This window comes from Streptomyces sp. RLA012 (assembly GCF_056270325.1).
Genome location: NZ_JBWDPA010000002.1, coordinates 1,842,983 through 1,869,922 on the forward strand (window position 1 = coordinate 1,842,983; position 26,940 = coordinate 1,869,922).

Annotated in this window: 21 protein-coding genes; 16 read left to right on the plus strand and 5 right to left on the minus strand. The window is 70.2% G+C overall.

Features of this window, described 5'->3' with window-relative positions; all coding sequences use genetic code 11:
- The first annotated feature begins 47 nt into the window (after nt 1–47).
- Both RV986_RS08735 and RV986_RS08740 read left to right on the plus strand, forming a co-directional pair.
- Entirely contained in the window at nt 48–1,892 is a 1,845-nt protein-coding gene (locus RV986_RS08735; RefSeq protein ID WP_475916840.1) for a LamG-like jellyroll fold domain-containing protein, read from the plus strand.
- Nucleotides 1,893–1,956: 64 nt separating this feature from the next.
- A complete protein-coding gene (locus RV986_RS08740; RefSeq protein WP_475916841.1) occupies nt 1,957–3,627 on the plus strand; it encodes a PHP domain-containing protein in 1,671 nt (556 codons plus the stop codon).
- Nucleotides 3,628–3,651: 24 nt separating this feature from the next.
- Here RV986_RS08740 and RV986_RS08745 read toward each other — a convergent pair whose 3' ends face one another.
- From RV986_RS08745 to RV986_RS08760, 4 genes are read right to left on the minus strand one after another with little or no spacing between them, the layout of a single operon-like run.
- Nucleotides 3,652–4,107 (minus strand): MaoC family dehydratase, encoded by a 456-nt coding sequence (locus RV986_RS08745; RefSeq protein WP_475916842.1) that lies wholly within the window; start codon nt 4,105–4,107, stop codon nt 3,652–3,654.
- Nucleotides 4,108–4,121: 14 nt separating this feature from the next.
- Nucleotides 4,122–5,630: an acyl-CoA synthetase gene (locus RV986_RS08750; protein ID WP_475916843.1), complete on the minus strand. Its 1,509-nt coding sequence runs from the start codon at nt 5,628–5,630 to the stop codon at nt 4,122–4,124.
- Entirely contained in the window at nt 5,620–6,513 is an 894-nt protein-coding gene (locus RV986_RS08755) for an amidohydrolase family protein (protein WP_475916844.1), read from the minus strand. The genes RV986_RS08750 and RV986_RS08755 overlap by 11 nt, the downstream gene beginning before the upstream one ends.
- Entirely contained in the window at nt 6,513–7,430 is a 918-nt protein-coding gene (locus RV986_RS08760) for an SDR family NAD(P)-dependent oxidoreductase (RefSeq protein WP_475916845.1), read from the minus strand. Before RV986_RS08760 ends, RV986_RS08755 begins: the two co-directional genes overlap by 1 nt.
- Before the next feature lie 273 nt (nt 7,431–7,703).
- Between RV986_RS08760 and RV986_RS08765 the strand changes: the two genes are divergently transcribed.
- The 4 genes from RV986_RS08765 to RV986_RS08780 all read left to right on the plus strand — a co-directional run bounded on the left by RV986_RS08765 (nt 7,704) and on the right by RV986_RS08780 (nt 12,300).
- A complete protein-coding gene (locus tag RV986_RS08765) occupies nt 7,704–8,132 on the plus strand; it encodes a MarR family winged helix-turn-helix transcriptional regulator (RefSeq protein ID WP_475916846.1) in 429 nt (142 codons plus the stop codon).
- A complete protein-coding gene (locus RV986_RS08770) occupies nt 8,129–8,923 on the plus strand; it encodes an IclR family transcriptional regulator (RefSeq protein ID WP_475916847.1) in 795 nt (264 codons plus the stop codon). Before RV986_RS08765 ends, RV986_RS08770 begins: the two co-directional genes overlap by 4 nt.
- 503 nt (nt 8,924–9,426) lie before the next feature.
- Nucleotides 9,427–10,704 carry an Ig-like domain-containing protein gene (locus RV986_RS08775; RefSeq protein WP_475916848.1) on the plus strand — a complete coding sequence of 426 codons (1,278 nt, stop codon included), beginning with the start codon at nt 9,427–9,429 and terminating at the stop codon, nt 10,702–10,704.
- 210 nt (nt 10,705–10,914) lie between these two features.
- The gene (locus tag RV986_RS08780) at nt 10,915–12,300 is read left to right on the plus strand and encodes a glycoside hydrolase family 16 protein (protein ID WP_475916849.1); all 1,386 of its coding nucleotides are present in this window, start codon (nt 10,915–10,917) and stop codon (nt 12,298–12,300) included.
- A 104-nt stretch (nt 12,301–12,404) separates the two neighbouring features.
- Here RV986_RS08780 and RV986_RS08785 read toward each other — a convergent pair whose 3' ends face one another.
- On the minus strand, nt 12,405–13,316 hold the full coding sequence (locus tag RV986_RS08785) for a helix-turn-helix transcriptional regulator (RefSeq protein ID WP_475916850.1): 912 nt from the start codon (nt 13,314–13,316) through the stop codon (nt 12,405–12,407).
- A gap of 146 nt (nt 13,317–13,462) precedes the next feature.
- Here RV986_RS08785 and tkt point away from each other — a divergent pair, with 146 nt between their 5' ends.
- The 10 genes from tkt to RV986_RS08835 all read left to right on the plus strand — a co-directional run bounded on the left by tkt (nt 13,463) and on the right by RV986_RS08835 (nt 26,484).
- A complete protein-coding gene (tkt, locus tag RV986_RS08790) occupies nt 13,463–15,556 on the plus strand; it encodes a transketolase (protein WP_475916851.1) in 2,094 nt (697 codons plus the stop codon).
- 19 nt (nt 15,557–15,575) lie between these two features.
- Entirely contained in the window at nt 15,576–16,721 is a 1,146-nt protein-coding gene (tal, locus tag RV986_RS08795; protein ID WP_475916852.1) for a transaldolase, read from the plus strand.
- Nucleotides 16,718–18,373, plus strand: a complete 1,656-nt coding sequence (gene zwf, locus RV986_RS08800) for a glucose-6-phosphate dehydrogenase (RefSeq protein ID WP_475916853.1) — start codon at nt 16,718–16,720, stop codon at nt 18,371–18,373. The genes tal and zwf overlap by 4 nt, the downstream gene beginning before the upstream one ends.
- Entirely contained in the window at nt 18,370–19,305 is a 936-nt protein-coding gene (gene opcA, locus RV986_RS08805; protein WP_475916854.1) for a glucose-6-phosphate dehydrogenase assembly protein OpcA, read from the plus strand. The genes zwf and opcA overlap by 4 nt, the downstream gene beginning before the upstream one ends.
- Complete coding sequence (gene pgi / locus RV986_RS08810; protein ID WP_475916855.1) at nt 19,298–20,947, plus strand: glucose-6-phosphate isomerase; 1,650 nt, start codon at nt 19,298–19,300, stop codon at nt 20,945–20,947. Before opcA ends, pgi begins: the two co-directional genes overlap by 8 nt.
- 15 nt (nt 20,948–20,962) lie before the next feature.
- Nucleotides 20,963–21,841: a phosphogluconate dehydrogenase (NAD(+)-dependent, decarboxylating) gene (gene gnd, locus RV986_RS08815; protein ID WP_475924220.1), complete on the plus strand. Its 879-nt coding sequence runs from the start codon at nt 20,963–20,965 to the stop codon at nt 21,839–21,841.
- A 5-nt stretch (nt 21,842–21,846) separates the two neighbouring features.
- Nucleotides 21,847–22,452: a histidine phosphatase family protein gene (locus RV986_RS08820; protein WP_475916856.1), complete on the plus strand. Its 606-nt coding sequence runs from the start codon at nt 21,847–21,849 to the stop codon at nt 22,450–22,452.
- An 82-nt stretch (nt 22,453–22,534) separates the two neighbouring features.
- On the plus strand, nt 22,535–22,990 hold the full coding sequence (locus RV986_RS08825; RefSeq protein ID WP_168531046.1) for a tellurite resistance TerB family protein: 456 nt from the start codon (nt 22,535–22,537) through the stop codon (nt 22,988–22,990).
- Nucleotides 22,991–23,263: 273 nt separating this feature from the next.
- The gene (locus RV986_RS08830) at nt 23,264–26,149 is read left to right on the plus strand and encodes a peroxidase family protein (RefSeq protein ID WP_475916857.1); all 2,886 of its coding nucleotides are present in this window, start codon (nt 23,264–23,266) and stop codon (nt 26,147–26,149) included.
- Nucleotides 26,146–26,484: a hypothetical protein gene (locus RV986_RS08835; protein WP_475916858.1), complete on the plus strand. Its 339-nt coding sequence runs from the start codon at nt 26,146–26,148 to the stop codon at nt 26,482–26,484. The genes RV986_RS08830 and RV986_RS08835 overlap by 4 nt, the downstream gene beginning before the upstream one ends.
- Nucleotides 26,485–26,940 lie beyond the last annotated feature (456 nt).

Here is a 26,940-nt window from a genome sequence, read left to right on the forward strand (position 1 = left end):
TGACTCGACCTCCTCACTGACCTTTTTCGCACCTTCATGGAGCAGACGTGTGTACTTCGCATGACCAGGCGACGGAGGCCGAGCAGGCCGGCGCCGGAAGACGGAACTTCCTGCGGGCCACGGCCCTGATCGGCGCGGCGGCCACCACCACGGTGGCCCTGCCCGCGGTGACGGCACAGGCGACGACGCGTGAGGCGAACTGGCGGCCCGACGCCGACAGCCGCCGCTTCACGCTCGCCGTCATGCCCGACACGCAGTACCTCTTCGACGGAGCGAGCATCAACCCCGCGCCGATCGAGGCCTCGCTGCGCTATCTCCTGGAGCACGGGAAGGACGAGAACATCGTCTTCCTCTCGCACCTGGGCGACATCACGGAGAACGGCGGCCAGGCCGAATTCGCGGCCGCGGGCAAGGCGTTCGAGCTGCTCGACCGGCGCGGCGTCGGCTACAGCGTGCTCGCGGGCAACCACGACATCAGGTCGTCCACGGACGACCAGCGGGGCGCGACCCCCTACCTGGACGTCTTCGGCCCGCAGCGCTTCCAGGGCAGGCGCACCTTCGGCGGCGCCTCGCCCGACGGCTACCACACCTTCCACCTGTTCCGGGCGGCGGGCATGGAGTGGCTCGTCCTCGCGCTGGACTGGCGGCTGTCGGCGAAGGGCTACGCGTGGGCGAAGGACGTCATCGCCCGGCACCCCAAGACGCCGGTCATCCTCACCACGCACGAGCTGGTCGTCGGCGACGACACCCTGTCCTCGTACGGGCAGCAGCTCTGGGACCAGCTGATCCACGACCACGACCAGATCTTCCTGACCCTGAACGGGCACTACTGGCCCGCCGCGCGCGCCACCCGGACCAACGCGGCCGGCCACGACGTCCACCTGCACCTGACGAACTATCAGAACCGCTACTACGGCGGCGCGGCGATGATCCGCCTCTACCGCTTCGACCTCGACCGCAAGACCATCGACGTCGAGACCATCTCGCCGTGGATCCTGGGCCGGGCGGCCAAGGGGCTCAACGAGCTGGAGAAGCAGGAGATCGAACTCAGCGGCGACGCCGACCGGTTCTCGGTCCCGGTCGACTTCGAAGAGCGCTTCGCGGGCTTCGCCCCCGTGGCCGCCCGGCCTGCGCGGCCGGTGTCGGAGATGCTGGTCCGGGGCACGGTCGCGTACTGGCGCTTCGACGGGCACGCGGACGGTACGGCGGCCGAGGGCACGGTCCGTGACCAGTCCGGGCACGGCAACGACCTGACCGTGGTCAAGGTCGGCGACAGCGCCCTCACCTGGTCCTCGGCCCACCACCCGGACCAGCCGGGCCACGGCAGTCTCGTCTTCGAGGGCGGCAAGCCCCCGCTGAAGGGCGCGTATCTGCGCACGGTCGACGGTGCGCCCCTCAACTCGGCGACCTTCAAGCGCGGTTACACCATCGAGGCCTTCTACCAGGTTCCCGCCGACTGGGACGCCTCGCACAACGCCTGGGCCTCGCTGATCAGCCGGACCGGCACGGGCGGCGGCGCGGGCAAGACCGCCGACGACCCGGACGAGCCGCTCGCCACGCTCTCCCTCTCCGACGGGCCCGGCCCGCAGTGGGCCGCGCGGCCGCTCAACCAGCAGGGCATCGTCACCAACTGGGGCGACGAGACGGTCCGCGAGCAGTGGTGGCACGTCGCCGTCGTCAACGACGGCTCGCACACCACGATGTACGTCCAGGGCTGCCCGGTCGCCCGCAACCCGCACACCGTCGCCGTCGGTCTCACCTCGCTCGGACTGCCCTGGCTGCTCGGCGGCTACGAGTACGCGGGCAGGATCGACCAGATCCTGCACGGACGGCTCGGCGACGTACGCATCGTCGAACGGGCCCTGTCCGTCGCGCAGTTCATGAACCACTGACGCAGCGGTCGACCTCCGGCACCACCTCCGCGTACCTTCTGACCCCCCGTTGGAGAACCTCCGCATGTCCGAGCAGCAACTGCCCGCCTGGGCCGATCCATCCGTCTCCCCCGCCGCGCTGGACCCGCAGGGCATGTCACGGCGTGGGCTGCTGCGCAGCGCCGGCCTGTTCGGGGCGGCCTTCGCGGTGGGTTCGCTCGCCACCCCCGCGGCGGCCGACTCCCGGCACCTCGGCGGCGACGACCCGCGCCTCGCCTATCTCGTCGGCGACCACCACGTCCACTCCGTGTACAGCCACGACGCGAAGTACACGTTCTCGCAACTGGCGCAGGCGAGCGCGAAGTACGGCCTGGACTGGATGGTCTTCAACGAGCACTCCAACTTCGGGCACGCCGGCTACGGTGCCCAGCTGGAGCACCAGGAGATCCTGAAGGCGCGCGCCGCGAACCCGCGTCAGCTGATCTTCCAGGGTCTGGAGTGGTACATCCCGGGCGCCGAGCACGCCACGGTCTTCGCGGCGCCCGGCCGGCACGAGGTGGATCTGCTCACGAAGTTCGAACTCGCCTACGACGGCAAGCTGCTGGGCTACACGGCGGGCTCCCCGACCAACCCCGACACGGCCCGCAACGAGGCCCACGCGGTCAAGGCCATCAAGTGGCTCGCCGAGCAGCGCCGCACCGGTTACGTCGACGACGTGCTCGTCCTCGCCAACCACCCCACCCGCCTGGGCATCGACTCCCCGCACGAGATACGGAACTGGCGGGACGCGGCGCCCGAGATCATGATCGGCATGGAGGGCGCGCCCGGCGCCCAGGGCGGCGGCATCCCCGGCTGGGTCGGCTCGGGCCAGCAGCGCGGCGAGTACACCAACAAGCCGTCCGCGGACTCCTTCGCGGGCTACCCGGAGAACGCGTACGTCCTGTACGGCGGCTTCGACTGGATGACGGCGACCGTCGGCGGCATGTGGGACGCGATGCTCGCCGAGGGCCGGCTGTTCACCATCACCACCAACTCCGATGTGCACCGCGTCGTCTTCGACACCTGGAAGAACGGCGACTGGGCGCCCGGGCAGAACTTCGACAACACCGGGCACCTCCCCGACCCGGTCAACACCGACTCCCAGCAGCCGGGCGGCGACTTCTGGCCCGGCCAGTTCAGCCGCACCCATGTGGGGGTGACCCGCTACGGCTACCGCGCCGTGATGGCGGGCCTGCGCGCGGGCCGCGTCTGGCTCGACCACGGGCATCTGCTCGACGGGCTCGACGTCCGCGTGAAGCGGGACTGCGACCACGGCCCGGGTGTCACCATGGGCGGCCGGATCCGGGTCCGCAAGGGCGAGAAGCTCACCCTGTCGGTCACCGTGACGACCGCCTCGCGAGCCAACCCCCATGGAATCCTGCCGGAGTTGGCGCACGTGGACGTGATCCGCGGCGCGGTGCGCGGCTCCGCGGCCGACCGCGACGACTGGCGCGCGCCCGACACGAAGGTCGTCCGCACGGTGGACGTCAGCGGCCGCAAGGGCACGTACACCCTGCGCATCCCGCTGGTCGCCGGTGACGAGTCCTTCTACCTGCGGCTGCGCGGCAGCGACGGCAACCGCAACGGCACGGGTTACCTGGGCGCCTCGATCGACCCGCACGGCCCGATTCCGCACGTGCCCGGAAACGGTGACCCGTGGGTCGACACGTGGTTCTACGCGAACCCCGTGTTCGTCGACGTGGTGGGCGGCCGGTAGCAGGACCGTCTCCGACGTGGACCGTCAGGCGTAGAAACGCGACAGGCTCTGGAGGACGGCGGCGGGCTTCCCGCCGCCGTCGATCTCTATGGTCCCGTCGACGGCGATCTGCACCCCGCCCGGCACGTCCTCGACCGAGGCGAGCCTCGCGACCAGCCGGATGCGCGAGCCGACCTTCACCGGGGAGGGGAAACGCACCTTGTTCAGACCGTAGTTGACCTTCGTCGACACGCCCTCGACCGCCAGCAGCCCGGTGAAGAGCGGGATGAAGAGGGAGAGGGTCAGATAGCCGTGCGCGATGGGCGCCCCGAAGGGGCCTTCGGCCGCCTTCCGAGGGTCCACGTGGATCCACTGGTGGTCGCCGGTGGCGTCGGCGAAGGTGTTGATCCGCTCCTGGGTGACCTCGATCCACTCGCTGGTGCCGAGGTCGCCGCCGGCGAGCTTCTTCAGTTCGTCGAGACCGTTCACGGTGATGCTCATACGTACGTCCCTGCTTACGAGTGGGTGGTGCCGTACCGCGTACGGACACGGGCCTTGAGGAGCTTTCCGGAGGCGGTGCGCGGGAGTTCGTCCACCACGACCACCGACTTCGGGATCTTGTACTTGGCGAGGCGTCCGGAGAGCGACGCGAGCACCTGGTCGGGGTCGAGCTCGACGCCCTCGCGGGGCACGACGACCGCTCGCGGCACCTCGCCCCACTTGTCGTCGGCGACGCCTATGACGGCGCACTCGACGATGCCGGGGTGGCCGAGGAGCAGGTCCTCGATCTCGGCGGGATAGATGTTCTCGCCACCCGAGATGATCAGGTCCTTGATGCGGTCGACGATGAAGACATAGCCGTCCTCGTCGACCCGGGCGGCGTCCCCGCTGCGGAACCAGCCGTCGGCGAACACCGCGGCCGTCTCGTCCGGCAGCCCCCAGTAGCCGGGCATCACGTGCGGTCCGCGGACGACCACCTCGCCCGTCTCCCCGATGTCGACCGGCGTGAAGTCGGGCCGGACGACCCGTACATCGCTGAAGAAGTGCGGCACACCCGCCGAGCCCGCCTTGGAGACCGCGTGGTCCGCGTCCAGGAAGAGGGTGCCGGGCGCCGCCTCGGTCATGCCGTAGCCCTGCAGGAAGGTGAGCCCGCGCCGCTGGTAGGCGGCGATCAGCGGGGTCGGTACGGGTGAGCCGCCGCAGGTGAGGATGCGCAGCGAGGACAGGTCCGCGTCGGCCCACCGGGGATGCCGGGCCACCTGGTCGAACATGGTCGGCACGCCGAACATGAAGGTGATCCGGTGCCGTTCGATCAGGTCGAGGGTGGCCGCCGGGTCGAAGGACTCGACCAGCACACAGGTACCGCCCTTGAGCAGCACCGGCAGGGTCAGCATGTTCAGCCCGGCCGTGTGGAACAACGGGGCCGAGACCAGGGCGCGTTCGTCGGCGATCAGGTCGTGGTCGACGAGGACGTTGACCGCGTTCCAGGTCAGATTGCCGTGGGTGAGCATCGCGCCCTTGGGGCGGCCCGTCGTGCCCGAGGTGTACATGATGATGCACATGTCCTCGGCGGTGACCGGCTGGTCGATCGGTTCGTCGGCGGCCCTTTCGATCAACTCCTCGTACCGGGCGCCCACTTCGATGAACGTCCGCACGTCCGCGTTGCCCGGCAGCCCCGCGACGAGCCCCGCCGTGCCCCGCGCGTACACGAGGACCTTGGCGCCCGAGTCGCTGAGCTGGTAGGCGATCTCGGGGCCGGCGAGGCGGGGGTTGAGCGGCACGAAGACCGCGCCGAGCGTGCCCGCCGCGAAGAGCGTTTCGAGGTACGCGGGGTGGTTGGGGCCGAGATAGGCGACACGGTCGCCGCGGCGCAGGCCGAGCGCGCGCAGCGCGTGGGCGAGGCGGGTGGTGCGGGCGTACAGCTCGGCGTAGCCGATGCTGGTGTCGCCGTGGATCAGGGCCGTGCGGTGCGGGGTCTTGCGGGCCCGGCGTGCGGGCCACGAACCCAGTCCCTCATTGCGCATCTCCGGCCCCTTGGGGTGTCAGCCCGAGCAGCCGGGCGGCGTTCTCCTTGAGGATCTTCGGTTTGACCTCGTCCTTGATCGTCAGCTTGTCGAAGTCGGCGAGCCAGCGGTCGGGGGTGAGGACGGGATAGTCGGAGCCGAAGAGCACCTTGTCCTTGAGCAGCGTGTTGGCGTACTGCACGAGCTGCGGCGGGAAGTACTTGGGCGACCAGCCGGACAGGTCGATGTGCACGCCCGGCTTGTGCGTGGCGACGGCCAGCGCCTCGTCCTGCCAGGGGAAGGACGGGTGCGCCAGGATGATCTTCAAGTGCGGGAAGTCGGCGGCGACGTCGTCGACGTGCAGGGGGTTGGAGTACTTCAGGCGGATGCCCCCGCCGCCCGGGACCCCCGCCCCGATGCCGGTCTGCCCGGTGTGGAAGAGCGCGATGGTGCCGGTCTCCTCGATCACCTCGTACAGCGCGTACGCCACCGACCGGTCGTTGGGGAAGAAGCCCTGGATGCTGGGGTGGAACTTGAAGCCCTTCACCCCGTACTCCTCGACCAGCCGCCGGGCCTGCCGGACGCCGGCCCTGCCGCGGAAGGGGTCGATGGAGGCGAAGGGGATCAGCACATCCGGGTTCGCGGCGGCGGCCTCGGCGACCTCCTCGTTCGGGACGGGCGCGGTGCCGGTGGCGGACTCGGCGTCGACCGTGAAGATCACGGCGGCCATCCTCCGCTCGCGGTAGTACGCGGCCGTCTCCTCCAGGGTGGGCTTCCGCTTGCCCTCGACCTTGAAGTAGGCGCTGGACGCTTCGTGCAGATCGTCGTCGAGGGAGGCGTGGCCCTTCGAGGACACCTCCGCGTGGGTGTGGACGTCGATCGCGACGAGTTCGGTCAGGTCCATCACGCCTCCGGAAGTTTCGGCGCGGGGATCCCGACGGTCTGCGGCTCGGCGCCCACCGAACCGGCCCAGGCGTCGGCCAGGGTGTCGGGCGTCCAGCCGCCGTCCGCGTACGCCGCCCTGATCTCCTGCGGATGCGACCAGAGTGCCACCTTGTCGCCGCCGATGCCGATGGCCTGGCCGGTGACGCCGCGGGCGGCGTCGGAGGCGAGGAAGGGGACGAGGGCGGCGCAGTCCTCGGGGGTGCCGAAGCCCTCGCCCTTGCGGAGGAAGTCGGGCAGCGGCTCGCCGTTCCGCATGGCCTCGACGTACGGGGCGAAGGCGGGGATGGTCTCGGTCATCGCCGTGGCGGCGACCGGCACGATCGCGTTGACGGTGATGCCCGCGCGGCCCAGCTCCATCGACCAGGTACGGGCCATGGCGGCGATGCCCGCCTTCGCGGCGGCGTAGTTCGTCTGGCCGAAGTTCCCGCGCTGCCCGGCCGGCGAGCCGACCAGGATCAGGGAGCCGCCCTCGCCCTGCTCGCGCATGCGCACCGCGGCTGCGCGGGCGCAGGTGAAGGTGCCCTTCAGATGCGTGGTGAGCACCGCGTCGAAGTCCTCGTCGGTCATCTTCCACAGCACCTTGTCGCGCAGGATGCCCGCGTTGGTGACCAGGATGTCGAGCCGTCCGAACTCCTCCACCGCACGGGCGACGAGCCGGTCCGCCGCCTCGGTGGTGCCGACCGGGACCACCTCGGCCACGGCCTTGCCGCCCGCGGCGGTGAGGGACTTCACGGCCTGCTCGGCCACGGCCTCGTCGACGTCGTTGACGACCACGCGGGCGCCGACGGCCGCGAGGGCGTGTGCGTAGGCCAGGCCGAGACCACGGCCGCTGCCGGTGACGACGGCCACCTTGCCGGTGAGATCGATGCTGGGCACGAGGGGGTCCCTTCAACGCTGAGGGTCCGGAGCGCGGCGTGCGATGCCGAGCTGCGGCTACGAGATCGAAGCTAAGGACAATAATTGTTGACGTCAATAGTTGTTGCCGACTCGCCTGTGCGGCATGCTGTGCGGAGTACGGCGCGATGCCGTACGCAGTACGAAGGAACCGCCCCGCCCGGGGCCCGGCCCAGGGAGCCCGTCATCGCAGGCCAGCAGCACGCCACCAGCCCGGCCGCCAGTCCCGCCCCCATCGACGCCCAGGAGCCGTGGATGCGCGGACTGCACGCGGACACCGGCTATCTGCTGTACCGGCTGGGGCTGCGTTCGGGCCAGCTGTTCAACACCTTCCTCCAGGAGTCGGGACTACGGCTGCGCCACTACGCGCTGCTGCGCTTCCTCGCCACCTCCGAGGGCGCCCTCCAGCGGGAGCTGAGCTCGCGGCTCGGCTACGACCCCAGCGCGATCGTCGGGCTCGTCGACGATCTGGAGAAGCTCGGTCTCGCCGAGCGCCGCCCGTCGCCGGACGACCGCCGCAGCCGGATCGTCGTCCTGACCGAGGAGGGCCGCGCCTTCCTGCGCGGCACGGACGAGGCCGGTCTGCGGGTCACGAACGACCTGCTCCAGCCCCTCGACCCCGCCGAGCGGGCCACCCTGCACGCGCTTCTGCAACGGGTCGCGGAAACCGAACTGAACTCATGACCACCCGGTCCGCGCCCGACCGTCTGCTCGCCGTGCTCGCGGCCTTCGACCACGAGCACCCGGCGCTCTGCCTGACGGACATCAGCCGCCGGGCCGGACTCACCCTCACCACCGCCCACCGGCTGGTGACCGCCCTCACCGGCTGGGGCGCGCTGGAACGGGACACGGGCGGCGTCTACCACGTGGGGCTGCGCCTGTGGGAGCTCGCGGTCCTCGCCCCCCGCGGGCTCGCCCTGCGCCAGACCGCGCTGCCGTACCTGGAGGACCTGTACGAGGCCACGCACGAGAACGTGCAGATGGCGGTCCGGGACGGTTCCGAGGTCGTCTACATCGAGTGGATCTCCGGACGCTCCGCGGTCGGCGTACGCATCCAGGTGGGCGCCCGCTGGCCGCTGCACGCGACGGGAGTGGGCCTCGCGCTGCTGGCCCACGACACCCCGGCGTTCCAGGACGCCTACTGCTCGGGGCCGTTGGCCGCGTTCACCCCGCACACCCTCACCGACGGGGTCCGGCTGCGCCGCGCGCTCGCCGAAGTGCGCCGCACCGGAGTGGCGGTGAGCAGCCGTCAGGTCACCGACGACGCCCTGTCGGTGGCCGCTCCGGTGCGCGGCGCGGGCGGCACGGTGGTCGCCGCGGTGTCCGTCGTGGTCCCCCAGCACGACGCCCAGGTCCCCACGCTGGTCCCGGCGGTACGGCTGGCCGCACGCGGGATCTCCCGGGCACTCGGCTGGCAGCCACGGACACGGACCGAGCCGGGCACGGAGGGCACCCGGCCGTTGGCCGGCACCTGAGCCGACGCCCGCGCCGGACCGAACGCCCGCGCCGGGCCGTAGCGGGGCGGGGCGGCACGGTCGGCCTCCCCGCGGGGTGGACCGCCGGACGGTCGGCGGCCCACGTAATCCTTGGGAGCCGTCAGCGTGCGGACCACCCGGTCCGCGAAAAGCAACTGCCCCTGCCCCGGCCCGTCGTAGACGAGCGCGTTCCCACCGCGCTCCAGGGCGGCCGGGACGCCGTAGGCCCAGATGGCGACGTTCTGCCCGTCGCTGCCGTTGCCGACGATCACCGTGGGTCACGTCGGCCGAATGCACGAGCCGTGCCTCCCCGCCCCTCTCCACGGCACTCCCCGTTCCCTCGGACGGCGCCTCACACCTTGCCGCGCTCCGTTCCTTCAGGCCGATTCTCAGGCCCTCTTCACGCAAATCTCAGACGGCGGCCCCGGGTTTCAAAGAGTCACCCCAGGAAGGCGGCGCAGGATGCACCAGCAGTCGTGGTGGTCATCCAGGAAAGGCGTGCCGTGAGCGTCCCGAACACATCGAACCGGTCCGAGCCTCAGATACCGAACCGGTCCGAGCGGCAGGCGTGGTCGCGGCGCGGGGTGCTCGCCGTCCTCGGTGCCGTGCCGGCCGTCGGCGTTCTGGCCGGCTGCAGCGGCTCGGCGGACGCCTCCGAGGGGACGACAGCGACAGCGAACGGGCAGGCGAAGGCGAAGGCGAGCACGGAAGCCGAGGTCAAGACGCTGACCGTGACCGTCACCCCGGCCGACGGCACGAAGAAGGCCGGTTTCACGAGCCCGGTCGAGGTCACCGTCAGCGACGGCACGCTCGCGAGCGTCGAGGTCAGCGGAAACGACGGCTCCACCCTGGCCGGATCCTTCAATGACGCCCGTACGAAATGGACGTCCACGAAAAACCCTTACTCGGGCACCAAATACACGGTCACGGCCACACCGAAGGGCGCCGCCGCGCAGAGCGCGAGCTTCGTCACGAAGCAGCCCTCGAAAACGTTCGTGGGTTATTTCACGCCCGAGGCGAATTCGACCTCCGGTGTCGGCATGCCCGTGTCGATCAACTTCACCGAGGCCGTGCGGGACCGGGCCGCCGTGCAGAAGGCGATCACGGTGACGGCGGAGCCCGCGGTCGAGGTGGTCGGGCACTGGTTCAGCGACACCCGGCTCGACTTCCGGCCCGAGGAGTACTGGGCCGCGGGCACGAAGATCACGCTGAGTCTGCGGCTGAAGGACGTCGAGGGCACGGACGGCGTCTACGGCACCCAGTCCAAGGACGTCACCTTCCACATCGGCCGCCGCCAGATCAGCACGGTCGATCTGGCGAAGAAGACCATGACCGTCGAGCGCGACGGCTCCACCCTCGCCACCTACCCGGTGAGCGGCGGCGACGCCGACCACACCACCTGGTCCGGGATCATGGTGATCAGCGAGCGGTTCACGCAGACCCGGATGGAGTCCTCGACCGTCGGGCTCGGCGACGAGTACGACATCGCGGACGTGCCGCACGCCCAGCGCCTGACCACCTCCGGCACCTTCGTGCACGGCAACTACTGGGCCTCGACCTCGGTCTTCGGCTCCACCAACACCAGCCACGGCTGTATCGGCCTGCACGACGCCAAGGGCGCGAACGACAGCTCCGTGGCGGGCTACAAGTTCTACGCCGGTTCGATGCTCGGCGACGTCGTCGTCGTGAAGAACTCGGGCGAGAAGACCGTCGAGCCGTCCAACGGCCTCAACGGCTGGAACGTGTCCTGGGCGGACTGGAAGGCGGGGAGCGCCCTCTAGGGCTCCTCCAGGGCCTGTCCGGCGGATCATGCCGGGGCCGCGGCCCCGCACATCCCACCTTTCATTGCCTGAACTCCCCCACAGGTAAAGGAGTTTATCGGCTTTACCTCTTGACGGTCGGAGTGACAGAGAGCACATTGGCCGCGCACCTTGCGTGAGAGCGCTCTCAGCAGTACCCGCGCACCCCCACTCCGTACCGAAGAGGCATTCATGAGTGAAACCTCCGGCACACCTGTCAGACGCGGCCCCCTGCGGCGCATACTTCTGGCTGCGGTCGGCACGCTGACCCTGGCGGTGGCCGCAGTCCTCCCCGCGGACGCGTCCGCCCCGACACCCCCCTCCGGCTGGACCCAGGTCTTCGTCGACGACTTCAACGGCGCCGCCGGATCCGGCGTCAGCACCACCAACTGGCAGTACGACACGGGCACCAGCTATCCGGGCGGCGCCGCCAACTGGGGCACCGGCGAGGTCGAGACGATGACCTCCAGCACCAACAACGTGGCACTCGACGGCAACGGCAACCTGCTGATCACCCCGCGTCGGGACGCCTCCGGCAACTGGACCTCGGGCCGCATCGAGACCAACCGCACCGACTTCCAGCCGCCCGCCGGCGGCAAGCTGCACGTCGAGGCGCGGATCCAGATGCCGAACGTCACCGGCGCCGCCGCCAAGGGCTACTGGCCCGCCTTCTGGATGCTGGGCGCGCCCTACCGCGGCAACTACCAGAACTGGCCGAGCGTCGGCGAGCTGGACATCATGGAGAACGTCCAGGGCCTCAACACCGAGTGGGCCACCGTGCACTGCGGCACCAACCCGGGCGGCCCCTGCAACGAGACGACCGGTATCGGCGGGAACACCGCCTGCGCCGGCACGACCTGTCAGGCCGGCTTCCACACATACGCGATGGAGTGGGACCGGTCGACAAGCCCCGAGGAGGTCCGCTTCTACCTCGACGGCGTCAACTTCCACACGGTCAGGGCGAACCAGGTCGACGCGACCACCTGGGCGAACGCCACCAACCACGGCTACTTCATCATTCTGAACGTGGCGATGGGCGGCGGCTTCCCGGCGGCGTTCGGCGGCGGTCCGGACAGCGGCACCGTGCCCGGCCACCCGCTGGTGGTGGACTACGTCCAGGTGCTGCAGGCCAGTGGAGGCGGAACCACACCGCCCCCGACCGGCAACCGCGACGCCTACAGCGCCATCCAGGCCGAGTCCTACGACAGCCAGTCGGGCACCGGCACCGAGACCACCACGGACACCGGCGGCGGCCAGGACATCGGCTCGCTCGCGAACGGTGACTGGGCGCTCTACAAGGGCGTGAACTTCGGCTCCACGGCGGCCACGCAGTTCTACGCCCGGGTCGCGAGCGGTGCGGCGAGCGGGGTCAGCGGTCTGGTCGAGGTGCGCCTCGACAGCCGTACGAACACGCCCGTCGGGAGTTTCGCCATTGGCAACAGCGGCGGCTGGCAGAGCTGGCGGACGGTCCCGGCCAACATCACCGGCGTCACCGGCACCCATGACGTCTATCTGACCTTCACCAGCGGCCAGCCGGCCGACTTCGTGAACGTCAACTGGTTCGACTTCGGGCACTGACACGGGAGTTCGGCGGCGAGCAGCGCGAGGAGCGAAGGGGCGGGCCCACGGGCCCGCCCCTTTTCCTCGGCTTCGTCGGCGTCCCCGGCGTCCCCGGCACGGTCTCAGCGCAGCTCCGCCCGGAACGCCACCGGGCTCGTCCCCGTGTGCTGGTGGAAGAACTTGGAGAAGTTCGCCGAGTCCGGGAAGCCCACGGCGGCGCCTATGCGCCCGATGGGCATCTCCGTGTGGGCGAGCAGGCGCTTGGCCTCCAGGGTGACCCGCTTGTCGATGAAGCCCTTCGGAGTCTCGCCGGTGGCCGCGCGCACCGCGCGGACCAGGGTGCGGCGTGAGTAGCCGAGGGCGTCGGCGTAGGCGCTGACGCTGTGGTTGGTGGCGAAGCCCTTCTCGACCGCGTCCCGGAAGCGGGTGAAGGTGGTGTCGCTCTGCTCGCGGGCCGCCTCGGCGGAGCTGGCCGCGAGATGGGCGAGGCGGAGCAGGAACGCGGTGAGGGAGTGCCGCAGCACCGAGGTGTGCAGGCTGAGCGGCAGCGTGGTCGTGTCGACGTACTCCCGTTCCAGCTGGGCGAGCGAGTGCTCCAGACCGGCCAGTCGGGCGGCGTCGGGGCGCAGCAGCGGGGGCTGGTCGTAGCGGTAGAGGCCGGTCGCCTCGACGGTGGCCCGGGGCAGGAAGCCGGGCTGCATGATCAGGACGGTGCCGCGGTAACGGTCGGTGCGGGAGAAGCGGTGCACCTGACCGGGGCGGATCCAGAGGAGGTCGCCCGCGGAGACCTCGTACTCGGCGAAGTCGATCATGTGCCGGACCGGGCCCTCGTGGAAGAGCATCACGATGTGGAAGTCGATGCGGTGCACGCGTTCCAGCGGGGCGTCCGCGTGCCAGACGCGTTCGGTCCCCATCGCACCGACCTGCATACCGACGCCCGACAGGCTCAGATCGACCGGGAAGGGGAAGGTCCTGATCCCGTCCTGGGTACCGCCCTCGCCCCCGGCACCGCCTTGGGTGGTTCTGTCTGTCATGTCCCTCTCGCGTCGGCTCGCTGCGGCACTCCGTGTCCCACTTTCACCGAAGGCTGACACACGGACACCTTCCCCGGCAAAAGTCAGACTTTTAGTTTTGAAGGCGTTCCACCAGCGATTCCAGATCCAGTGAGGACTTCTTGAAGATGAGTACGCAGAGCCCTGACGGCCTCGAATGGACCGAGCTCGACCGGCGAGCCGTCGACACCGCCCGCATCCTGGCCGCTGACGCCGTACAGAAGGTCGGAAACGGCCACCCGGGCACCGCGATGAGTCTGGCCCCGGCCGCGTACACGATCTTTCAGAAGGTGATGCGACACGATCCCGCCGACCCGGAGTGGACCGGCCGCGACCGCTTCGTTCTCTCCCCCGGTCACACCTCTCTGACCCTTTACACCCAGCTCTTCCTCTCCGGCTACGAACTGCAGCTGGACGATCTGAAGGCGTTCCGTACGCACGGTTCGAAGACGCCGGGGCATCCGGAGTACGGGCACACCGCGGGGGTGGAGACCACCACCGGCCCGCTGGGCCAGGGTGTCGCCAACGCGGTGGGCATGGCGATGGCCGCCCGCTACGAGCGCGGTCTGTTCGACCCCGACGCGCCGCAGGGTGAGTCGCCCTTCGACCACACGATCTGGGGCATCGTGTCGGACGGCGACCTGGAGGAGGGCATCTCCGCCGAGGCCTCCTCCCTCGCGGGTCATCAGAAGCTCGGCAACCTCGTCTTCGTCTACGACGACAACCACATCTCCATCGAGGGCGACACCGCGACCGCGTTCTCCGAGGACGTGCTGAAGCGGTACGAGGCGTACGGCTGGCACGTGCAGCGGATCGAGCCCTCGGCGGACGGCGACATCGACGTCCACGCCCTGTACGCGGCGCTGACGGCGGCACGGGCGGAGACCGGGCGGCCCTCCATCATCGCGATGCGCACGATCATCGCCTGGCCCGCACCGAACGCGCAGAACACCGAGGCCTCGCACGGCTCCGCGCTCGGCGCGGACGAGGTCGCCGCCACCAAGCGGCTGCTGGGCTTCGACCCCGAACAGACCTTCCAGGTCGACGCGGACGTGCTCGCCCACGCCCGCGCGGCGCTCGACCGGGGTGCCGAGGAGCACGCCGCCTGGGACAAGCGGATCGCCGAGTGGCGCACCGCGCAGCCCGAGCGCGCCGGCCTCTTCGACCGGATCCTGGCCGGCTCCCTGCCCGCGGGCTGGGAAGCCGAGCTGCCGGTGTTCGAGGAGGGCAAGGCGGTCGCGACCCGGGCCGCCTCCGGCAAGGTGCTCCAGGCGCTCGGCGCGGTCATCCCCGAACTGTGGGGCGGTTCCGCCGACCTGGCCGGCTCGAACAACACCACCATCGACAAGACGTCCTCCTTCCTGCCGGAGGGCAACCCGCTGCCGGGGGCCGACCCGTACGGCCGTACCGTCCACTTCGGTATCCGTGAGCACTCCATGGCCGCGGAGATGAACGGCATCGCCCTGCACGGCAACACCCGCATCTACGGCGGCACCTTCCTGGTGTTCTCCGACTACATGCGCAACGCCGTCCGTCTCTCCGCCCTCATGCAACTCCCCGTCACCTATGTCTGGACCCATGACTCGATCGGGCTGGGCGAGGACGGTCCGACCCATCAGCCGGTCGAACACCTGGCCTCGCTGCGCGCCATCCCGGGCCTGAACATCGTCCGCCCGGCCGACGCCAACGAGACCGCCGTCGCCTGGGCCGAGATCCTCAAGCGGCACGCCGCCAACCCGGCCCCGCACGGCCTGGCGCTGACCCGCCAGGGCGTACCGACCTACGCGCGCAACGAGGAGGCGGCGAAGGGCGGTTACGTGCTGCGGGACTCCTCCACCGGGACGCCCGACCTGGTCCTGATCGCCACCGGCTCCGAGGTGCACCTCGCCGTCGAGGCGCGCGAGCTGCTGGAGGCCGAGGGGATCGGCACCCGGGTCGTGTCGATGCCGTCGGTGGAATGGTTCGAGGAGCAGTCCCCGGAGTACCGGGAAAGCGTCCTTCCGCCGTCCGTGAAGGCCCGCGTGGCGGTCGAGGCGGGCATCGGTCTGACTTGGTACCGGTACGTAGGTGACGCAGGACGCATCGTTTCACTCGAACACTTCGGCGCCTCCGCCGATGCCGGCACGCTGTTCGCCGAGTTCGGCTTCACGGCCGAGAACGTCGCCGCCGCCGCCCGGGCTGTGCTCAATTCAACTACAGGCCTCACCGCCGCGCGCGGTTGATCCGTTCGCACGAAGGAAGATGATCACTGTGACCGAAGCAACCGCGACCGCGGTACCCCTCAAGCGCCTCTCCGACGAAGGCGTCTCCATCTGGCTGGACGACCTCTCGCGCAAGCGGATCGCGTCCGGCAACCTCGCCGAACTCATCGCGACCAAGCACGTGGTGGGCGTCACCACCAACCCCTCCATCTTCCAGGCGGCCATCGGCTCGGGCGAGGGATACGAGGAGCAGCTCGCCGACCTCGCCGAGCGCGGTGTGACGGTCGACGAGGCCGTCCGGATGATGACTACGGCCGACGTCCGCGCCGCCGCCGACATCCTGCGCCCGGTGTACGACGCGACCGGTGGCCGGGACGGCCGGGTCTCCATCGAGGTCGACCCCCGGCTGGCCCACGAGACCGCGGCCACCATCGCCGAGGCCAAGCAGCTCGCCTGGCTGGTCGACCGCCCGAACGTGATGATCAAGATCCCGGCGACGAAGGCCGGTCTCCCGGCGATCACCGAGGTCATCGGCCTCGGCATCAGCGTCAACGTCACGCTGATCTTCTCCCTGGAGCGCTACCGCGAGGTCATGGACGCCTACCTGGCGGGCCTGGAGAAGGCCGCCGCCGCGGGCGTCGACCTCGCCACCGTCCACTCCGTCGCCTCCTTCTTCGTCTCCCGCGTCGACAGCGAGATCGACAAGCGGCTGGCGAAGGTCGGCACCGACGAGGCCCTCGCCCTCAAGGGCAGGGCGGCGCTCGCCAACGCCCGGCTCGCGTACGAGGCGTACGAAGAGGTCTTCGGCTCGGCCCGCTGGACCGCCCTCGCCCCGGCCGGCGCCACCAAGCAGCGCCCCCTGTGGGCCTCGACGGGCGTCAAGGACCCCGCGTACAAGGACACCCTGTACGTCGACGAACTGGTCGCGCCGGGCACCGTCAACACCATGCCGGAGGCGACGCTCGACGCCACCGCCGACCACGGTGACATCCACGGCGACTCGGTGACCGGCGGCTACCCGCAGGCGCGCGCCGACCTGGCGGCCGTGGAGGGGCTCGGGATCTCGTACGACGAGGTCGTGAAGCAGCTGGAGGACGAGGGTGTCTCGAAGTTCGAGGCGGCCTGGGGCGACCTGCTGGACGCGGTGGCGACCTCGCTGAGCCGCAAGGGAGTTGAGGGGGAATGACCACGGATGAAGCGCTTCCCGACGGCGCTGCGCAGGAAGCGGCCGCCCCGGCGGCGGGATCCGGTGACGCGGCCGTGGAACCGGGCGGTGTGAAGGCCGCCGGGACCGGTGCCGGGGCCGCTGAGGCCGAGGAGTGGACCAACCCGCTGCGCGATCCGCGGGACCGTCGGCTGCCGCGGATCGCGGGCCCCTCCGGTCTCGTCATCTTCGGCGTCACCGGCGACCTGTCCCGCAAGAAGCTGATGCCCGCGGTCTACGACCTCGCCAACCGCGGTCTGCTCCCGCCGGGCTTCTCGCTCCTCGGGTTCGCCCGGCGCGACTGGGAGGACGAGGACTTCGCGCAGATCGTGCACGACTCGGTGCGTGAGCACGCGCGGACGGAGTTCCGCGAGGAGGTCTGGCAGCAGCTCGCCGAGGGGATGCGGTTCATCCCGGGCGACTTCGACGACGACACGGCGTTCAAGCAGCTGCGCGAGGCCGTCGAGGAGCTGGACGCCTCCCGGGGCACCAGTGGCAACTACGCCTTCTACCTCTCCGTACCGCCGAAGTTCTTCCCGAAGGTCGTCCAGCAGCTCAAGAAGCACGGGCTGGCGACCCCGCCGGAGGGTTCCTGGCGGCGCGCGGTGATCGAGAAGCCGTTCGGGCACGACCTGCACAGCGCGCGGGAGCTGAACGCGCTCGTGCACGACGTGTTCGACCCCGAGCAGGTCTTCCGCATCGACCACTACCTCGGCAAGGAGACCGTCCAGAACATCCTGGCGCTCCGCTTCGCCAACCAGATGTACGAGCCGATCTGGAACCGGTCGTACGTCGACCACGTCCAGATCACCATGGCCGAGGACATCGGCATCGGCGGCCGGGCCGGCTACTACGACGGCATCGGTTCGGCCCGTGACGTCATCCAGAACCACCTCCTCCAGCTCATGGCGTTGACCGCCATGGAGGAGCCGATCGCCTTCGACGCCGAGTCGCTGCTGACCGAGAAGCTGAAGGTCCTCAAGTCGGTGAAGCTGCCGGAGAGCCTGGGCGAGCACACCGTGCGCGGGCAGTACGCGACGGGCTGGCAGGGCGGCGAGAAGGTGAGCGGCTATCTGCAGGAGGACGGCATCGACCCCGGGTCGACGACCGACACCTACGCGGCCGTCAAGCTGGAGGTCGACAACCGCCGCTGGGCCGGAGTCCCCTTCTACCTCCGGACCGGCAAGCGCCTGGGCCGAAGGGTGACGGAGATCGCGGTGGTCCTCCAGCGCGCCCCGCACTCCCCCTTCGACTCGACCGCCACCGAGGAGCTCGGCCAGAACGCGATCGTCATCCGCGTGCAGCCCGACGAGGGCATGACGGTGCGCTTCGGATCGAAGGTCCCGGGTACGTCGATGGAGATCCGGGACGTCACGATGGACTTCGCGTACGGCGAGTCGTTCACCGAGTCCAGCCCGGAGGCGTACGAACGGCTGATCCTGGATGTCCTGCTCGGCGACGCCAATCTCTTCCCCCGTCACCAGGAGGTGGAAGAGTCCTGGAAGATCCTCGACCCGATCGAGGAACACTGGGAGACCCACGGCCGGCCCGCGCAGTACCCCTCGGGCAGCTGGGGTCCGAAGGAAGCCGACGAGATGCTCGCACGAGACGGACGGAGCTGGCGCAGGCCATGAAGATCGACCTGACCGACACCACGGCAAGCAAGATCAACAAGGCGCTAGTGCAGGGGCGCCGGGCCATCGGCACCCCCGCCGTGGGCATGGTCCTGACGATGGTCATCGTCACCGACGAAGAGAACGCGTACGACGCGATCAAGGCGGCCGAGGAGGCCTCCCGCGAGCACCCCTCGCGCACCCTGGTCGTCATCAAGCGGCACGTCCGCACCCCGCGCGACCGCACGGCCTCGCACCTCGACGCCGAGGTCCGGGTGGGCGCCGACGCCGGCACCGGTGAGACGGTCGTACTGCGCCTGTACGGCGAGGTGTCCGACCACGCCGACTCGGTGGTCCTGCCGCTGCTGCTGCCCGACGCGCCCGTCGTGGTCTGGTGGCCGGTGGACGCCCCCGACGTGCCCGCCAAGGACCCGCTGGGCGCCCTCGCCCAGCGCCGCATCACCGACATGTACGCCGTCGAGGCCCCGCTCACCGCCCTCGACGCCCGCGTCACCTCGTACGCGCCCGGCGACACCGACCTGGCGTGGACCCGGCTGACGCCGTGGCGCTCGATGCTGGCCGCCGCGCTCGACCAGGCCCGTACGAAGGTGATCTCGGCCGCCGTGGAGAGCGAGGCCGAGAACCCCAGCGCCGAACTGCTCGCCCGCTGGCTCGGCGCCCGGCTCTCCGTGCCGGTCGAGCGGGTCGTCACCGCCGGTCCGGTGGTCACGGCCGTACGGCTCGGCACGGCGAACGGCGAGATCGTGATCGACCGCCCGGAGGGCCCGCTGGCCACGCTGTCGTTGCCCGGTCAGCCCTCCCGCACCCTCGCGCTGAAGGTGCGCACCACTTCCGAGCTGATCGCCGAGGAGCTGCGCCGCCTCGACGCGGACGAGATGTACGCCATCGCCCTGCGCGGCGAGGGCACCAAGGAGACCCCCCGTCATGTCTGACTCCCCCAAGCTCACACGGCGCCCGGAGTGGGTGGCCCTGGAGGACCACCGCGCGGACGGTCTGCTCCATCCGCAGCTGCGTGAGCTGTTCGCCGCCGACCCCGCCCGTGCGGAGCGCTATGTCGTGCGGGTCGGCGATCTGCGTATCGACTACTCCAAGCACCTGATCACGGACGAGACGCTCGCCCTGCTCCAGGAACTGGCCGTCGCCACCGATGTGTCAGGGCTGCGGGACGCGATGTTCCGCGGGGAAAAAATCAACGTCACCGAGGACCGGGCCGTGCTGCACACCGCGCTGCGCGCCCCGCGGGACGCGGTGATCGAGGTCGACGGCGAGAACGTCGTCCCGGGCGTGCACGCCGTGCTCGACAGGATGGCCGGCTTCGCCGAGCGGGTCCGTTCGGGTGAGTGGACCGGCCACACCGGCCGGCGCATCAGGAACGTCGTCAACATCGGCATCGGCGGCTCCGACCTCGGACCGGCCATGGCGTACGAGGCGCTGCGGGCCTTCACCGACCGCTCGCTGACCGTCCGGTTCGTGTCCAACGTGGACGGCGCCGACCTGCACGAGGCGACCCGGGACCTGGACCCGGCGGAGACGCTGTTCATCATCGCCTCCAAGACCTTCACCACCATCGAGACCATCACCAACGCCACCTCGGCGCGGACCTGGCTGCTCGCCGGGCTCGACGGTGAGGAGAAGGCCGTCGCCAAGCACTTCGTGGCGCTGTCGACCAACGCCGAGAAGGTGTCGGACTTCGGCATCGACACGGCCAACATGTTCGGCTTCTGGGACTGGGTCGGCGGACGCTACTCCTTCGACTCGGCGATCGGCCTGTCGTTGATGATCGCCATCGGAGCGGACCGGTTCCGGGAGCTGCTCGACGGGTTCAGGATCGTCGACGAGCACTTCCGCACCGCGCCCGCCGAGGCCAACGCGCCCCTGCTGCTCGGTCTGCTGGGCGTCTGGTACGGCAACTTCTTCGACGCCCAGTCGCACGCGGTGCTCCCGTACTCGCACTACCTGTCCAAGTTCACCGCGTATCTGCAGCAGCTGGACATGGAGTCCAACGGCAAGTCCGTGGACCGCGACGGCGACCCGGTGGAATGGCAGACCGGGCCGGTGGTGTGGGGCACGCCCGGCACCAACGGGCAGCACGCCTACTACCAGCTCATCCACCAGGGCACCAAGCTGATCCCGGCGGACTTCATCGGCTTCGCCAACCCGGTCGACGAGCTGGAGAGCGAACTCGCCGCCCAGCACGACCTGCTGATGGCGAACTTCTTCGCGCAGACCCAGGCGCTGGCCTTCGGCAAGACGCCCGACGAGGTCCGGGCGGAGGGGGTGCCCGAGGAACTGGTCCCGCACAAGACCTTCAAGGGCAACCACCCGACCACCACCGTCCTCGCGAGCGACCTGACCCCCTCGGTCCTCGGCCAGCTCATCGCCCTCTACGAGCACAAGGTGTTCGTCCAGGGCGCGATCTGGAACATCGACTCCTTCGACCAGTGGGGCGTCGAGCTCGGCAAGGTCCTCGCCAAACGGGTGGAACCAGCGCTGACCGAGGGCGCCGACGTGAGGGGCCTCGACCCCTCCACCGCCGCCCTCGTGGCCGCGTACCGCACCCTCCGAAAGAAGTGAACTGACATGACTGCCATGCAGCTGGGTCTCATCGGCCTCGGCAAGATGGGCGGCAACATGCGCGAGCGGATCCGCCGCGCGGGCCACACCGTCGTCGGCTACGACCGCAACCCCGAGGTCTCGGACGTGAGCGGCCTGACCGAACTCGTGGGCGCGCTCGCGGCCCCGCGGGTGGTCTGGGTGATGGTCCCCGCCGGCGCCCCGACCCAGTCGGTCATCGACGAACTCGGCGATCTGCTGGAGCCCGGCGACACCGTCGTCGACGGCGGCAACTCGCGCTGGACCGACGACGAGAAGCACGCCGAGGAGCTCGCCGCCAAGGGCATCGGCTTCGTCGACGCGGGCGTCTCCGGCGGTGTCTGGGGCCTGCAGAACGGCTATGCGCTGATGGTCGGCGGCGACGCCGAGCACATCGCGCGCGTCCAGCCGATCTTCGACGCGCTCAAGCCCGAGGGCGACGCCGGCTTCGTGCACGCCGGCAAGGTCGGCGCCGGTCACTTCTCCAAGATGGTCCACAACGGCATCGAGTACGCCATGATGCAGGCGTACGCCGAGGGCTGGGAGCTCCTGGAGAAGGTCCACTCCGTCACCGACGTACGCGAGGTCTTCCGCTCCTGGCAGGAAGGCACCGTCATCCGCTCCTGGCTCCTCGACCTCGCCGTCAACGCCCTCGACGACGACGAGCACCTGGAGAAGCTGCGCGGCTATGCCGACGACTCCGGCGAGGGCCGCTGGACCGTCGAGGCGGCCATCGACAACGCCGTCCCGCTGCCCGCCATCACCGCCTCCCTCTTCGCCCGGTTCGCCTCCCGCCAGGACGACTCCCCGCAGATGAAGATGATCGCGGCGCTGCGCAACCAGTTCGGCGGCCACGCCGTCGAGTCCGCGAAGTAACGACCATGGGCGACCTCCTGCTGGTCCGCCACGGCGAGACGGAGTGGAGCGTGTCGGGCCAGCACACCAGCTGGACCGACCTGCCCCTCACCCAGCACGGCGAGGAACAGGCCAAGTCCCTCGCCCCGCTGCTCGCCGGCCGCACCTTCGCACTCGCGCTCACCAGCCCGCTGGGCCGTGCGGTCCGCACGGCGGAACTCGCGGGCCTGTACGGGGCCGTGCCCGATCCCGATCTGCACGAGTGGGACTACGGCGCGTACGAGGGCGTCACGACCGTCGAGATCCACCGCACCCGGCCCGACTGGTTCCTGTGGAACGACGGCGTGCCGGCCGGGCCCGACGGCCATTCCGGCGAGTCGCCGACGCAGGTGGGAGAGCGCGCCGACCGTGTGCTGTCCCGCGTCGAGGCGGGGCTCGCCGACGGCGACGTGATCCTCGTGGCGCACGCCCACTTCCTGCGCGTGCTGACGGCCCGCCGGCTCGGACTGCCGGTCGCCGACGGGCGGCTGTTCCAGCTCGCGACAGGGACCGTCAGCCGACTGTCCACCGAGCACGGGCATCCTGTCATCGCCGAGTGGAACACCACAGGAACTTCTGCGGCGGTCCACTAGTTTCTACGGTGCTGTAGAAAACGAAGAGGTCACGGTCCGCCCTCCGGGGCGGGCCGGACCTTCCCCAACGTATGGAGTTCTCATGGCCCTGTGGGACCGCATCAAGGAGTCCGCGTCGACGATGCAGACCCAGCTCGTGGCGAAGAAGAACGATCTGAAGAGCGGTGCCTTCCGCGACGCGAGCATGGCGATGTGCGCGCTCGTCGCCGCGGCGGACGGTTCCGTCGACCCGTCCGAGCGGCAGCGCGTCGCCCAGCTCATCGCCACGAACGAGGTGTTGCAGAACTTCGACGCCGACGACCTGCGCCGCCGCTTCGACGACAACCTGAACAAGCTGACCGCCGACTTCGCCTTCGGCAAGGTCAGCGTCCTCCAGGAGATCGCCAAGGCGAAGAAGAAGCCGGCCGAGGCGCGCGCCGTCATCCAGATCGGCATCGTCATCGGTGGCGCCGACGGCGACTTCGACAAGACCGAGCAGGCGGTCGTGCGGGAGGCGTGCTTCGCGCTCGACCTGCCGCCGCACGAGTTCGACCTTTAACAGCCCACCGGCAGAGTCCCTCTTCGCGTGACACGGCCCCGGCCGCACCCCTTGACGTGGTGCGGCCGGGGCCGTGTCACTCCACTGGGTGAATCCCGTGTACGAGTACACCGCGCGGGTCCCCAGGGGCGAGAGAGGCCCCCTCCGGGGTCGGACCGAACCTCGACCGTATGCGTGTTCGATGTTTTGACGTGCAGATGTGCGACTTTTCGCCTCATTGTTCGTAGAGGTGACAACGGGCGCACGTACACATCCGCACGAAGGAAACAACCGATGACCGAGACCGGACAGCACGAACAGCACAAACAGCACGAACAGCAGTACGAGCGGTACGAAGGCGGCAGTCCCGAGGCGGAACGGCTGGTGTTCGAACGGCTGGCCCGCGAGCTGATGACGGTGCAGCTCAAGAACCGGCGGGCGGCCGGCGGCGGAATCTCCCGCGCGCTCCACGCCAAGGCACCGGTGGCCGTGGAGAACGCGCGGCTGCGCTTCCACGACGATCTGCCCGAGGCCCTGCGCTGCGGTTTCGCCCAGCCCGGCGTCACCTATCCGGCGACCGTCCGGCTGTCCAACTCCAGTGGGATCCGGCAGGGCGACGGCTCGCCCGACCTGCGGGGCGCGGCCGTACGCGTGCGGGTGTCGGAGCAGGAGAGCCACGACTTGCTGGCGACCAGTTATCCCGTCTCGCACGCCCGCGACGCACGCGAGTTCGTGGCCTTCGCCAAGGCGATGGCAGGCGCCCGAGGTCGGGCTCGGACGGTCATCGGGCTCTTCCTGAAGCTGCCGCTGGCCGTGGGGATCGGCACCGCCAACCGGATGCGCCGCAACGTCCGGGCCGCGACCCGGCACACGGTCAACTCCCTTGCCGGTGAGACGTACTGGAGCAGGGGCGCGGTCCTGTGGGGCGAGGCGGGCCCGGTGCGCTATCTGCTGCGCCCGGCTCCCGGGAGTCCCCCGGCAGCCACCCCCGACCGCACCGACCCGGACTTCCTGTACCGCGAGATCGCCCAGCGGCTGGCGAAGGCGGACGTCGTCTTCGAGCTGTGCGTACAGCGGTACGTCGACGAGTGGCACACCCCGATCGAGGACGCCTCCGTGGAGTGGCGGGAGGCGGTGGCGCCCGCGGTGCCGGTGGCCCTGCTCACCGTCCCCCGCCAGGACCTGACGGCCGCCGAGGCCCGTTCCGCCGCCCGGCGCGTCGAGGACCTCGCCTTCAACCCCTGGTACACGACCGACGACTTCCGGCCGCTCGGCAACATCAACCGGGCGCGCAAGGCCGCGTACGAGGCGGGCAGCGCACACCGGCTCGGGCTGCGCTTCGTCACCGAGGAACCCCTGCGCAACCGGCTGCTCGCCGCTCCGACGGGTGCCGCCTTCGCGCTGCTGAACCGGTATGTGCCCTGGCACCGCCTGCCGGTGCGGCTGAGCCTGCTGAACCTGGTGTTCCTGCGCAAGGTGCTGCGCCGCTTCAACCTGATCGACTCCGAGACGCGGGAGGCTCCGCCGCGGGCCCAGCCGGTGCCGGAGCCCATCCCCGAGCGGCTGCGCTCGGAGCGGTCGTACGACGGGACGTACAACGATCTGTCCGCGCCGAGGATGGGCGCCGTCGGCGCGGCCTTCGGACGCAATCTGCGGCCGGACTACCGTCCCGACCTGTTCGACACGCCCAACCCGGTCACGGTCAGCCGACAGCTCCTGCAGCGCGACAGCTTCGTGCCCGCGACCTCGCTGAACATCCTCGCGGCCGCGTGGATCCAGTTCCAGGTGCACGACTGGGTCAACCACCGCCGCTACGGGCCCGGTGAGCGCAGTGTCGAGGTGCCGCTGCCGCCCGGCGGCGGAGGCTGGCACAACACGCCCGGCGGTCCGCCGGAGAACGTGATGCGGTTCGCCGAGGACAAGGGACTCGAACAGCCGGGAAACCGTCCGCCCCTCTTCTTCGGCAACGTCGCCTCGCACTGGTGGGACGGCTCGGAGGTGTACGGCGAGAGCGAGCAGACCGCACGGTTCCTGCGCGAGTCGGACGGCGGCGCCGGACTCCGCCTCGAGGACGGCCATCTTCCCTCGGGTCCGAACGGCATTCCGCTCACCGGCTTCAACGAGAGCTGGTGGATGGGGCTCAGCGCGATGCACACGCTCTTCGCGCGCGAGCACAACGCGGTGTGCGACGCGCTGCGCGCCACGTACCCGTCGATGAGCGAGGAGCGGATCTACCAGACGGCACGGCTGGTCGTCTCCGCGCTGATCGCGAAGATCCACACGGTGGAGTGGACCCCGGCGATCCTCGCCACCGAGGCGATCGACATCGGCCTGCACACCAACTGGCAGGGCCCGCCGAAGAACTGGCTGAACCAGCTGGGCCTGTGGCTCTTCGAGGCGCACTCGCAGGTGGGCATCCCGAAGACGCTGCCGGACCATCACGGGGTGCCGTACTCGCTCACCGAGGACTTCGTCACCGTCTACCGCATGCATCCGCTGATCCCGGACGACTTCGAGCTGCGCGACCACCACTTCGGGCAGCGGCAGCAGACCGTGGGCTTCCTGGACATCCAGGGCGGCGCGGCCGAGGCGCAGATCCGCAAGACGGGACTGGCGAACACGCTGTACTCGTTCGGCATCGCCCACCCGGGTGCGATCACCCTGCACAACTTCCCGCGCTCGCTGCAGCGGTTCGAACGGGACGGCGAGATCATCGATCTGTCCGTCGTGGACCTCGTACGGACGCGGCGGCGCGGTGTCCCGCGCTACAACGACTTCCGTGCCGGGATGCACAAGCAGCGCATCCGCTCCTTCGAGGAACTGACCGAGAACGCCGAGACCCTGGCGCGGCTCAAGGAGGTCTACCGCTCGGTCGACGAGATCGACACCATGGTCGGGCTGCTCGCGGAGAACCCGCCGGAGGGTTTCGGCTTCAGCGACACCGCCTTCCGGATCTTCATCCTGATGGCGACGCGACGCCTGCAGAGCGACCGCTTCCTCAACGTCGACTACCGGCCGGAGGTCTACACCCCGCTGGGCATCGACTGGGTCGAGAACGGCGGCATGAACTCCGTCATCCTGCGGCACTGCCCGGAGCTCGCGGCGCTGTTGCCGCGCGGGGCGAGCGCGTTCGCGCCGTGGCGGGCGGTGCGGCCGACCGGCAACGGCGGCATGGGATGACCACGGCCGAGGATCATCCCGGGCTGCGTGACCTCTTCACGCGGCCCCTGCTGGAGACCGTCTGGCGCCGTCGCACCCACCGTGTGAGCCGGGGCGCGTCCGTGGCCGCCGGGTCCATGAGCCACCGCTCCCCGCACACCCCGCAGCCGCTGTCGGAGCTGGAGGAGGCGGTGCTCATCGCGCTCACCGGCTCCTCGGGGCTGACCATGCCCGACCGGCCCTTCGAGGACCCGCGGGACGGCAAACCCATCACGGTCGACGGGCCGAGAACCCGGACCGGGACGGACACCGAGGCGGAACCGCTCTCGGGAAGATCCCTCCGCGCGACCTCTTGACACCCGGGAAACGTGGGCGCACCGTCCGTAGCCCTCCGCCACTAACTATCCAGTGGGTCAATTAAGTCCGGGTGCAGCAATCCAGCAGACGCGCATCCGGCATGGCCGACCCGTACACCCCCAGGGCCCCGGCACCTCTCCCCGCCGCCACTCCCGTCCCCGGAGTTCCCTCGAAGGAGCACGCCGTGTCTGTCCCCGCCGTCCCGCGCGACGGGCGACCGTGACGGCCTGACCCTCACCCCCCGTCGGCCGAGTCCCTGAACAGCCCCGCGCTGTCCAGGGACTCGGCCGTTCCGCGGAGGTGTGCCCGGGGGGCACGGTTGACAGCTGACGTTTCGGGCAAGAGCATCGGCCAGGTACAAGCGGAAAGAAACGGCACGGTCACCCAGAGCCACTCCGCGCATCCCGGCCGGATTCAGGGGCGGCCGGTGTGCGCGGAGCTCCCGTTGACTATCC